Source organism: Streptomyces sp. NPDC037242, assembly GCF_055604165.1.
This window is the reverse complement of the sequence record NZ_JBVJUY010000007.1, coordinates 87,094-98,614: the sequence shown is the minus strand read 5'-3', so window position 1 is coordinate 98,614 and position 11,521 is coordinate 87,094. Positions and strand designations below refer to the sequence as shown.

Below are 11,521 nucleotides of genomic sequence, written 5' to 3'. Positions count from 1 at the left end.
CACGCCGCAGGTCTGGACCATTTCATTCACGCCAACACCGTGTGTCATTCCGCCCGTTGCACCGCTCTCGGACGAATGGTCTACACCTTTGGCATTAGGGTGGGTCACCTGAAACGGGCGCATACACAGCCGTGGGGGGCTTTATGACCGTTCATCATCTTCCGCACCTTCCGCAACCTCCTTCCGACGAAGAGCTCTACTGGTACTTCGGGCCGCAGCGCCGCTGGGTCCTGGTCAGCACCTCGCTCGCCTTCGTGTTCACGGCGGCGACCATGTTCACCTTCGCGCTGCGGACCCCGGCCCTGTGGGCCTTCCTCGCGGTGCTCGGCCTCAACGTCGTGGCCCTCGCGCTCTCCTCCGTCAACAGCCTCCGCACCCGCCGGCTGACCCGGCAGTCGCACGAGGTGCTCGTCCGTGCGTGGCAGCCCGCCCGGCTGCCGGACGTCGACCTGTACCTGCCGACCTGCGGAGAACCGCTGCCCGTCCTGGCCAACGCCTACCGCGCGGTCGCGGCCGTCGACTGGCCCGGCGCGCTGACCGTCTGGATCCTGGACGACGCCGACCGGCCCGAGGTCGCGGCGCTGGCCGCCTCGTACGGCTACGAGTACGTCGTACGCCCCGACCGGGGCCACCTGAAGAAGGCCGGCAACCTCAACCACGCGCTCACCCTGAGCAGCGCCGAACTCATCGCGATCCTGGACGCGGACTTCGCACCCAGGCCGGACTTCCTGCGCCACCTCGTCCCGTACCTGGCCGACCCCGCCGTCGGCATCGTGCAGAGCCCGCAGTGCTTCGACACCGACGAGACGATGGGCTGGATCCAGCGGGCCGCCGGCTCCGCCCAGGAGTGGTTCTTCCGCTGGATCCAGCCGTCCCGGGACGCGAGCGACGCCGCCATCTGCTGCGGCAGCAACGCCGTCTACCGGCGCAGCGCGATCGACCTGGCCGGCGGCTTCGCCCGGCTCGACCACAGCGAGGACCTGTACACCGGACTCGCCCTGCACGAGCAGGGGTTCCGCACCCTGTACGTACCGGTACTGGTGGCCAAGGGCACCTCGCCCGACGAGCTCACCTCCTTCGTCAACCAGCAGTACCGGTGGGCGATGGGCAACCTCCACCTGCTCACCGCCCCCGTGCTGAAGCGGATGCGCGCGCCCTGGCGGATGCGGCTGTGCTTCTACGAGGGCATCGTCGGGTACCTGACGACGGCGGTGAACACCTTCGCGGCGCCACTGCCTCCGCTGGTGATGATGTTCTGGTACCCGGACCACATCCGGCCCTGGCACGTGCTGCCGCTGCTCGCCCCGCTGTGGCTCTGGCACGTGCTGCTGCCGAGGATCAGCCGGACCCGCTGGCGGGTGGAGGTGATCCGGGCGAACGTCCTGACGAGCGTGGCCGCCGCGACCGCGTTCCTGCACACCTTGCGGGGCCGCAGCGCCGCCTGGGTGCCCACGGGTACGCGCAGTGCCGCTGCTCCGGGCGGGATGGCCCGCCGCGTGGTGGCCGTCTCGCTGGTCTGGCTCGTCGTCTCCAACGGCGCCGCCGCCGTGGGCCTCGCGCTGGCCGTGGCCCGGGGCGGCTGGGAGCCCAACTGGGGGCTGCTCCTCTACCTCCTGGTCCAGTGCCAGATCAACGTCCCGCTGATCCGGGACCTGACGGCCGAGCTGCGCACCCGCGCACGGTCGGTGCGGCGCCCCCGCTCCGGCCTGCTGCCCCGCCGCTGGCCCGAGACGATCGCCGCCTCCGCGGTCCTCGTGCTCACCGGTCTGCTGGCGTCCGGATGGGTCGACCCGATGCTTCCCTGGCTGAGTTGAAAGGCTTCATCACCGTGTCGTTCCCCGTGGCACCCGGCCCGCGCCGTCTGCGCAGGCCGACGTCCGGATCCCGCTCCGGCGAGGAGTCCGGACCCAGCCCGCACCGCTCCGCCTTCCGGCCCGACATCGAGGGTCTGCGCGCGGTCGCCGTCCTCTCGGTCCTCGCCTTCCACGCCGGGATTCCGGGGGCGGCGGGCGGCTTCGTCGGCGTGGGCGTCTTCTTCGTCATCTCCGGCTACCTGATCACCGGCCTGCTGGTCCGCGAGGCGGTCACCACCGGCCGGATCCGGCTCGGGGACTTCTTCTCCCGGCGGGCCCGACGGCTGCTGCCCTCCGCCGCCGTGGTGCTCGCCACCGTGGCCGTGGCCGGAGCCTGGCTGACCTTACCGCTGCGCCGCGCCGACCTGGAGTACGACGTCGTCGCCGCAGCGCTGTCCGCCGCCAACTGGCGCTTCGTGTCGCAGCAGACCGACTACCTCGCCGCCGGGCACGACCAGAGCCCGCTGCTGCACTTCTGGTCCCTGGCCGTCGAGGAGCAGTTCTACCTGTTCTGGGCGCCGCTGCTCGCGGTGGCCGTGCTCTGCACGGCCCGGGCGGCCCGCCGGGGCAGGGCCGTACGCTCCACCGTGGCGCTCCTCACCGGGCTGCTGGTCCTCGCGTCGTTCGCCCTGTCCCTGCACTGGACCGACCGCTCCGTATCGCTCGCGTACCTCGGAACGCCCTCGCGCGTCTGGCAGTTCGGCGTCGGTGCGCTGCTGGCCCTGCTCCCCTGGCACCTGATGCGCGGGCCCCGGCCGCTGCGGCTGCTGTGCGGCTGGGCCGGGGCCGCGGCGATCGGCTGGTGCGTCGTGTCGTACGACGCCTCGACCCCCTACCCCGGTCACGCGGCGCTCGTCCCGACGCTGGGCACCGCCGCCGTCATCCTCGCCGCGATACCGGGCCGGGGCGAGCGGGACGCGACGGGTGCCCACGGCGTGGGCCGGCTGCTCGCGGGGCGGGCACCCCGGGCGGTGGGGCGGCTCTCGTACAACCTCTACCTGTGGCACTGGCCGGTGCTCGTCCTCGCCGAGGCCCGCCTCGGCGCGCTCGGCTGGCCCGGGAAGGCCGCGCTGACGCTGGCGGCGGTGCTGCCCGCGCTCGCCACCATGCGGTGGGTCGAGCAGCCGCTGCGCCGTAGCCGTACGGTCTCCGAACTGCCCCGGCGCGGACTGTCGGTGGGCGTCTCGGCCGTCGTGCTGCCGGTCGTGCTCGCCCTGGTGGTGGGCTCCACGACGCTGCACCTGCTGGGACCGGCCACCCCGGTCCAGCTGAACGGCCTGCCCCCGGGCGCCGTCTCCGGCCCCTCCCTGCTCGCCCGTACCCCCGGTGCCCGCGTGGACGACGGCCCGGTGGTGCCGGGTCCCGTACAGGCGCGCAAGGACTTCCCGCCGGACGGGGACTGCGAGGTCGCGCCGGCCGTGACCCGCAGCCCGGACTGCCTGTTCGGCGCGGTGGACAGCCCGGACCGGATCGTGCTGCTCGGCGACTCGCACGCCGGGCAGTGGTTCTCCCCGATGCTGGCGCTGGCCTCGCAACGGGGCTGGGCGCTCCAGGAGTTGGTCAAGCAGGGCTGCCCGCTGGCGCAGCTCGCGGTGGACAGCCCCCAACTCGGCCGCGCCTACAGGGAGTGCGACGCCTGGCGGGCGGACGCCCTGGAGCGGCTGCGGCAGCAGCCGAAGCCCCGGCTCATCGTGATCGCCTCCCTCAACCGCTACACCGGCGATGCCGGGCTCCTGGAGGAGGCCTGGGAGAAGACGCTGACGCCGCTGCGGGCGCTCGGGGCGCCGATCGTCTACATCGAGGACACCCCGGTACCCGGTACGGACGTCCCGGCGTGCGTCTCGGGCAGTCCCGAGTCCCCGGCCGCCTGCGCGTTCAGCCGCAAGGACTCCCGGCAGCCCGATCCGCTGGCCCGGCGGATCGCCTCCGGCGCACTGCCCGGCGTACGGAGCATCAGCGTGAACCCGGTCCTGTGCCCGGGCGACGGTCCGACCTGCCCGGCCGTGATCGACCGGATCCTGCTGTACCGGGACGACGCCCACCTGACCAACGTGGCGGCCGTCGTGCTCACCGGCCGCCTGGAGCGGCTGCTCACGGAGTCCGGGGCGCTGCCCGGTCCGCCCGGAGCGGATGCGGCCGGAGCCGGGCCCGGGCCCGGGGCCGACGGGTGGATCCGGCTGCTGCGGGACGAGTTCGACGGCCCGGCGGGCAGCCCGCCCTCCGCCGCCGACTGGATCCACGACCTCGGCACCTGCTACCCGGGCTGCCCCGCGCCGCAGTGGGGCACCGGTGAGGTCGAGACCATGACCGACTCCACCGACAACGTCCGCCTCGACGGGAAGGGGGCGCTGGAGATCGTCCCCACCCGCAAGGACGGCGCGTGGAGTTCGGGGCGCATCGAGACCAGGCGTTCGGACTTCGCGCCGCCGCCCGGCGGGATCCTGCGGATCGAGGCGTCGATCGCCCTGCCGGACGTGACCGGAGCGAAGGCGGCGGGCTACTGGCCGGCGTTCTGGACGCTGGGGGCGTCGCTGCGCGACGGGTACACCGGCTGGCCGGGCGTCGGGGAGATCGATGTCATGGAGTCCGTCAACGGGCGGGACACCGTCTTCGGCTCCCTGCACTGCGGTGTGCCCGAAGGCGGCCCCTGCGCGGAACCCGTGGGCCTGACCTCCGGTCCCCAGCCGTGCGCCGACTGCCGTACGGGGTTCCACTCGTACGCCGTCGAGGTCGACCTCTCCCCCGGCGCCCAGGAGGTGCGCTGGTACCTCGACGGCCGCGTGTACCACCGGGTGCCCGCCGCCCGGATGGACCCCGGGACCTGGCAGCGGGCGGTGGACCACGGGCTGTTCCTGATCCTCGACGTCGCCGTCGGCGGCAAGCTCCCGCTCGCCGACGGCGCGACCGTGGGCCCGGCCACCGAACCGGGCCACGCGATGCGGGTCGACCACGTCACCGTCTCGGCCCGGAAGGGGGGCGCGCAGGCCCGGTAGCGCTCCGCGTGTCACCCCGTTGTGCGGCGTCCGAGCGGCAGCAGGTACTGCAAGGGCTGGTCCAGGTCGTCCAGTCCGAGGAGTTCGTGGGCCAGGTCGTCGTGGAAGCCGCCCAGCGGGGTGCCGGCCAGGCCCAGGGCCGTCGCGGTGAGCAGCAGCGTCTGCGCCATGTGGCCGGTCTCCAACAGGGCCAGGCGCAGGGCCCGCAGGCCGTAGCGGCCGCGCAGCAGGCCGAGGTCCGCGTACACGCCCAGGACGACCGGCGCCTCCTCCACCCCGATCCAGTCCGGGTCCGTCGCCGGACGGGACAGGTAGGTGGACAGCGGCTTGATCTCCGACACCTCCGGTGCGGCGCCGATGCGGCGCAGTGTGCGGCGCTCGGGCACGCAGTCGTAGGTGCCGGACGGTACGCCGGCCACGTCGAGGACCAGCAGGCGCACCCGGGCGGTGTACAGGGCGCCCGCGCTCGGATACGGGCGGTGGGCCAGGACGCGGGCCGAGCCGTCCGCGAGGCGGTGCTCGGTGCGGCTGCTCTCGGACAGGGAGTGCCACAGCAGCGAGCCGAGGGTGCCCGCGTCCAGCGGCCCTCCGAGCGCGCCCCGCAGTGAGGACCGGCCGGCCAGCACGGTGCGCAGCGACACCTCCGGCAGCGGATCGGCGGGCAGGGCGACCTCGGGCCGGGCCGCCGCCTCGGCGTCCGCCGTCGGCCCCGGCGACCGCAGGGCCGAGTCCTCGCCCCGGCCGATCTGGAACTTGCTGCGCTCCAGGTACTGCACGTCGGCTGCGGTGTGCCCCGGCGGGAAGAAGCCGGGCGGCTCGTCCGTCTCCAGCAGGGTCCGGGCGGCCAGTCGGCACACCGCGCGCTCCTCGTCGGGGGTGATGCCGAGCCGGTTGAGGAGCATGTGGAGCTGAGAAGCCCACAGACACTCGCGCCTGGCCTCGGTCAGGCGCTGCCCGCTCCCCGTGCTCAGCAGTACGTCGGCCTCGCGGACCCGCTCCACCCACTCGCCGAGCCAGGGCGCGGCGGCGCCCGCGTCGAGCCGCTCCCGCAGGTTCGCCGCGCGGCGCGCCAGGCCCGCGCGCTGGGCGCCGTACACGGAGTTGACCTGCGTGTGCACCGACGCGCCCGGCAGCAACTGCACTTCGGTGATCCACCGCCAGCTCGCCGCGTGCCGGCGCAGCCAGCGCGCCGCGGTGAGCGCGTCCATGCCGAGCGCGTACGCCGTCGTGTGCGCCAGGTCCGCCGCGAGCATCAGCCGCGCCGCGGACCCGCCCCCTCCGCCGCCGTGCAGCTGCCTCAGGGCGCCGAGCACCACCTGGGTGGAGGCGACGAAGACCTGCTCGGCGACCGGCAGCGCCTCCGGGCCGCCGTAGCGGTCGGCTTCCGGCTCGTACGCCGTCCCACGGACCTCGCCGTGGCGCGACGGCCACGGACCCGGCGCCACGGGCACCGCCTGCGCCGCCCGGGCCAGTTCGCCCGGCAGTGCCGCGGCGGCCGCCGCGCTCGGGGCGCGTACCCGGATCCGTACGTGGGGGCCGTCCTCGGCATACCGGATGAAGAACCACTGGGCGGCCTGACCGGAGGCCACCAGGCCGTCGAGGAACGGGGCCGCGTCGCGGAGCAGGAACGCGTCGGTGTCCTCGGCGGCGGAGTGCAGGAAGAGGTGGTGGCTGTGCCAGGTGTCGGTCGTCGTCACGGCGGTTCCTCGCGTCCGGGTGGGCGGTGTCAGTGATCTCGGTGGTCTCGGTCGGCAGGCTCGGCGGGAGTCAGGGGAAGGGGTGAGGGTGGAGCGACAGGTCCTCGTAGCGCAGCGGCCGGTCCGTGCGGCCCAGCCGGTACGGCACCTCCAGCAGTCGGGGCAGCCCCCGGGTGCGGTGGTTGACGTGTCCGAAGGTCATCGGCAGCGAGCCCGGTACGACGGCCTTCACGCAGTGCAGGCCGAGCCGGTCGCGCACCCCCGGCTCGCTCTGGTCGACGGCGATCACCTCCAGTCCGGCGCGGGCCAGCCGCTCCACCGTGGCCGCGAGCAGGGCCGCGAGGTCGCCCACCGGCTCGGGCGCCCCCGGCCAGGCCTCCGCGACCGACAGGCACGGCGTCGGGGCGAACAGGAACTCCAGGCGCGGACCCGCCTCGGGCAGGGTGTTCAGCCCGACGTGGTCGTCCAGGCTCACCACCAGCTCCGGCCGGTCCAGCATCGGCCGCAGCCGTTCGGGGTCGCGCGGGCCGCCCTCGGCGAACGAGCGGTGCGCCGACTCCAGCACGTTGGTGACGACCTCGGCCACCGCGGAGCGGATCGCCGCGCGCGGGTCGTGGTGCGCCCCCGCCGCCAGGAACATCCGCGGCGCGGCCGGGTGGGAGCCCTCGTAGCGGCAGAGCGCCACGACCGCCGGGATGCCGAAGTCGTTGGTCGCGTCGAGCAGGACGAGCCGGTAGCCCGCCGCTGCCGCCCGGTCCGCGAGCATGGCCGTACCCGGGTCGTCCGACGGCGGCTCGATGCGGTGCAGCGGCGTCGCCGCGTACCAGGCCATCAGGAACGCGTCGCGCTCCGCCACCTCGAACAGGCCGTAGAGGGCGGCCTCTTCGGGGCTGTTGCCCAGGCCGCAGCCGTTGGAGGACTCGTAGACCACGCGCGGGCGGCCGGTGCCCGGTACGTCCCAGTACGCCACGTGCTCGGGAACGACCGTCGCCCGCCCGCGGGTCAGGGACCAGCCGTTCACCCAGTCCAGCTCCAGATCCGGGGTGTACGGGACGGTCGAGGACGCCGGGTGCCCGTGGTGGGCGGGGTCGGGCAGGCCGAGCCGCTCCGGGTCCACCGCCCGGTCGGGACCGAGCGCGGCGAAGGAGGCCCGCAGACCGGTGCGCCGGCCGGTCGGCCGCATCCCCGCGTACCGCTCGATGCCCTCGAACAGCGCGATCCGCTCGCTGTCGGCGAAGTCGCGGGCCCGGCCGTAGCCGCCGTCGTCCACGGACCGGCCGTCCGTCACGAACGCGCTGGTCAGGCAGAAGGCCGAGTCCTCGGAGCGCACCAGTCGGCGCACCGGGCCGAACCGCTCGTCGTGCAGGGCCGCCCGCAACAGGTCCGGGCCGGTACGGGGGTTGGGCTCGCGCAGTACGTACGGGTCGGGCAGCGGCCGGGGCGCCGAGGGCAGCGGGACCGCCCCGCAGGCGGCGTCCGACGGCAGCGGCCGGCACACCGCGCAGCCCCCGACCGGGCGGATGCGGTGGGTGGACCAGGTGCCGCGCCCCTGGTGCACGACGTGTACGACGGCGGTTGGATCGCCGTCCGGGTCGTGCGGGGCGCCCGGGTCGTGCGGCGGCTCCAGCAGGTCCCGTACGAGGGCGCCGACGGACTCGTCGAACGCCGGGGACGATACGCCGGCCAGTGCCAGTTTCGGGCTCTGCCAGGGCACCCGGCCGCCTGCCGTGGCCAGCCGCTGGTACTCGGCGCAGCACAGGCAGGCCGCCGCGCCCGGGCCCAGTACCGGCCCGACCACCGTGAGCGCCCCGTCGGAGCGCACCGGGACCAGGGCCACCGGGTGGCCGAGCGCGTGGCGGCTCAGCTCCTCGGCGAGTCCGAGGGTCCAACGCGGCAGCAGGACCACGGCCGGGCCGGCCGTGACCGCGGTGGCGGATCCGGCGTCGAGCACCGGAGCGGGCAGGGCGCCGAGCGGGCCGGTCGCCGTCGTGGCGGTCATCGTCGTGGCGGTCATCGGGCCTCCTCCGGGGTGCGCAGGACGGTGAATCCGAAGGCCCGCAGGGTCTCGGTGAGTTGGCGGGCCCGGTCCGGTACGGACGCCCGTGCGGGGAGGGCCGCTCCCGTCAGCCGGTGCAGCGCGTCCTGGAACGCGCCCTCGCGTGCGGCGGTGTCGGCCAGCCAGCCGCCGGTCCACCCACGGTCCTCCCAGGCGGCCGTCCGCGCCCCGGCGGCGGCCAGCGGGGCGAGCGCGCCGCCCGAAGGGCGGGCCCCGGCCGGTCCGTCGGCGGACACGGCGGCGACCGCGGCGAGCGCCGCGTACGCGGCCGCGTCGCCCGGCGTCGCCTCGACGGCGTCGCCCAGCACCTGCGGCGCGGTCCCGCGGACGACGGCCCGGTAGACCTCCTCGCCGGGGGCCGCCCGGAAGACCTCCAGGCGGGCGGGCACGCCGAGGCGGTCCGTGAGCGTGGTCCACCAGTGGCGCACCTGCGGATGCCCGGCCCACCGGGCCTCGGCCACCCGCGCGAGCCCGGCGGACGGCCCGAAGCGGCGGGCGGCCGCCCGGCGCAGGGCGCGGCCCCGCGCGTGGTCCGGATTCGCGCCGACGGTGAAGTCCTCCTCGTCCAGCAGCAGTTCGGCCGCACGGCAGAACACCTCCAGGCGCGCAAGGTCCAGCCGCGGCGCGCCGCCGATCAGGCTGCCGCCGGGTCGCACGGACTCGGGCAGTTCGCAGCGGGCGAGCGGTACGGGCAGCTGGCGCAGGTCCGCCGGGTGCGGTTCGGGCAGCACGCCGCTCCGCGCGTCGCCCAGGGCCGCGACGCGGCGCAGCGCTTCGCCGAGGGTGGCCGCGGGGGCGAGGTCCGTCAGCCGGTCGGGGTCGAGCCGTGCGGGACCGAGCCAGGTGCGGTAGTCGGCCCGCAGCGGGCGGCCGTCGGCGAGGAGCACCGCCGGAAGCCCGGGCAGCAGCCGCTCGTCCTCGCCCTCGCCCGCGGGGTCCGGCAGTCCGGCGGCCGCGCACAGCAGCCGGTGTGCGGCGGCGCCCGCGAGCAGGGTGGTGAAGGCGGCGGCGCCCTCCGGCGCACCGGGCTCAGCAGCCCCGCCGGACTCACCGCCGGCGCCGGCCGATCCGAGCCGCGCCTCCAGGGCCGCCGCGTCGGAGCACAGCTGGTCGGCGCTGCCGGGGGCGGTGGCGTATCCGCTCCCGCCGCACAGTCCGGCCGCGACTCCGCGCACCGGTCCGGCGCCATGGGCGTACAGCAGGACCCGGCCCGGCGGCAGGGCCGGGTCGACGGTGTACGAGACGGGCAGCCCGCCCCGCGCCAGCGCCCGTCCGGCGGCGCCGGCCAGCGGGGAGTCGGGGGCGCCGGCCACCACCTCGGCCCGCGCCGTGGCGAGCGCGGCCGCGGCGTCGGCGGGCCGCTGCGCCGTGACGGCGAGCCACTGCGCGACGGGACCGCAGTCGCCCGGCCCGGCGGGCCCCGCCACGAGCAGGTCGTGCGCGTCCAACTGCCCGACGAGGGTGTCCAGCGCGGCGCGCAGGGGCGAGCCCGGCTCCGTACCGTCCAGGAAGTCTTCGAGCCCTCCGTCCCGTAGCGGCTCCTCCAGCAGCCGCCACAGGGCGGGCAGCGCGGCGCTGCCCTCCAGGGTGACGCTCCCGCGGCGGCCCCGCAGGTGGAGGCCCTGGCGCAGCGGGGTCACGGCGACCCCGGGGCGCAGCCTGCGTACGGTCCGGGGAGCCGCGAGTTCGTACGCCGGCGCGGCGGCGGCCCTGGTGCTCACGCCCCGGCCTCCACCGCGTCGATGACCGCGCCGACCTCCGCGCGCCAGTCGCAGCCGGTCAGGCCGGGTACGGCGCGGACGACCAGGTGCGCCGCCAGGTACCGCTCCAGCGGGCGGACGTCGCAGATGGCGAGGAGCCGGTACAGGGCGTTGGTGCAGGCCCGGTACACGAGGTAGTCGGGGCGGCTCCACATCGCGCCCTGGGGGTCGGAGCGCCGCAGGAGCCGGTGGAACTCGCTGTACCGGGTGCGGACGTCCTGGTTCCAGCGTTCCGCCGCCGCGGCGTCGCCGGTGGCGGCGGCCCGGACCCGGTACTCCAGCGGGGCGCCGTGCAGATCCGCGCCCGCGTCGTACCGGTCCTGCGTCAGCTGCCACGCGCCGCCAGAGAACTCCGACCAGGCCCGCTCCCAGCCCTGTGCGCCGCCGCCGGAGATGCGGCCGACCAGGCCGGTCACCGCGTCGCCCGCCCGTTCCCAGTGCTGGTCGAAGCGGGCGCGCAGCTGCCCGTCCGGGTCGTCGTGGAGGAGGAAGTCCTCCAGGTGGGAGACGTACGAGAAGTGCCCGCCGGCCAGACCCCCGGGGTGGGCGCAGGCGTGTGCGGCGAGGGCGGCCACCGTGAGCTGGAGCCTCGCCTGCGCGCTGTCGCCGTGGTCCCCGAGGAACCCGGCGCCGGCCCGCAGCGCGCCGAGCCCGGAGCGCAGCAGGTCGTCCCGCAGGTCCGCGCCGTCGTCGCCGAGGAGGCCGCGTACCGAGGACCGGTCTACGGCCTCGATCCGGACCGTGTTGTCCGCCGTGATCGGCCCGTAGGGCGGGGCGATGAGTTCGGCGCGCCCCGCCTCGGCCGCCCGCTCCAGCAGTTCGGCGTCGGTGAGGTCGCCGTGCGAGGGGTGCGTGCGGAGGTGGTCGCGGATCCGGGACGCGGCGGACTCGGCGGCGGCTTCCACCTGTGCGGCCGGGCCCTGGAGGCGCAGCCTCAGGTGGGGTCCGCGCAGCCAGTGCCGTTCGACGTGTGCGGCCAGTCCGTCCGCCGCGCAGGACTCGGCGAGCGGCAGGATCGCCTCGCGCAGCAGCGGGGCCTTGACGGGGTGGTGGTAGTAGGCGACCACGTCGAGGGTGCTGGTGGCGGGGGCGCCGGCCGCTCGGGGGCCGGTCTCGTGGGCGCCGGTTTCGCGGGGATGCGGTTGCACGTGCGGCACCGTTC

The 11,521-nt window shown here is 75.8% G+C and carries 6 protein-coding genes; 2 read left to right on the top strand and 4 right to left on the bottom strand.

Annotated elements, in window-relative coordinates:
- Positions 1-143 precede the first annotated feature (143 nt).
- Positions 144-1,814, top strand: a complete 1,671-nt coding sequence (locus ACZ7GJ_RS11020; RefSeq protein ID WP_470750903.1) for a glycosyltransferase family 2 protein — start codon at positions 144-146, stop codon at positions 1,812-1,814.
- 14 nt (positions 1,815-1,828) lie between these two features.
- Entirely contained in the window at positions 1,829-4,846 is a 3,018-nt protein-coding gene (locus ACZ7GJ_RS11015) for an SGNH hydrolase domain-containing protein (RefSeq protein ID WP_470750901.1), read from the top strand.
- Positions 4,847-4,857: 11 nt separating this feature from the next.
- On the opposite strand, the gene ACZ7GJ_RS11010 is transcribed toward ACZ7GJ_RS11015, so the two are convergent.
- The 4 genes from ACZ7GJ_RS11010 to ACZ7GJ_RS10995 all read right to left on the bottom strand — a co-directional run bounded on the left by ACZ7GJ_RS11010 (position 4,858) and on the right by ACZ7GJ_RS10995 (position 11,507).
- On the bottom strand, positions 4,858-6,543 hold the full coding sequence (locus tag ACZ7GJ_RS11010) for a thiopeptide-type bacteriocin biosynthesis protein (protein WP_470750899.1): 1,686 nt from the start codon (positions 6,541-6,543) through the stop codon (positions 4,858-4,860).
- 70 nt (positions 6,544-6,613) lie between these two features.
- Positions 6,614-8,557, bottom strand: coding sequence for a TOMM precursor leader peptide-binding protein (locus ACZ7GJ_RS11005; protein ID WP_470750898.1), 1,944 nt, complete (start codon positions 8,555-8,557; stop codon positions 6,614-6,616).
- Positions 8,554-10,320 (bottom strand): hypothetical protein, encoded by a 1,767-nt coding sequence (locus ACZ7GJ_RS11000; RefSeq protein ID WP_470750896.1) that lies wholly within the window; start codon positions 10,318-10,320, stop codon positions 8,554-8,556. Before ACZ7GJ_RS11000 ends, ACZ7GJ_RS11005 begins: the two co-directional genes overlap by 4 nt.
- Positions 10,317-11,507, bottom strand: coding sequence for a lantibiotic dehydratase C-terminal domain-containing protein (locus ACZ7GJ_RS10995; protein ID WP_470750895.1), 1,191 nt, complete (start codon positions 11,505-11,507; stop codon positions 10,317-10,319). Before ACZ7GJ_RS10995 ends, ACZ7GJ_RS11000 begins: the two co-directional genes overlap by 4 nt.
- Between the last annotated feature and the right edge of the window lie 14 nt (positions 11,508-11,521).

Coding starts and splice junctions, on each gene's coding strand:
- ACZ7GJ_RS11020 (WP_470750903.1), top strand. CDS start 144: ATGACCGTTCATCATCTTCCGCACCTTCCGCAACCTCCTTCCGACGAA.
- ACZ7GJ_RS11005 (WP_470750898.1), bottom strand. CDS start 8,557: ATGACCGCCACGACGATGACCGCCACGACGGCGACCGGCCCGCTCGGC.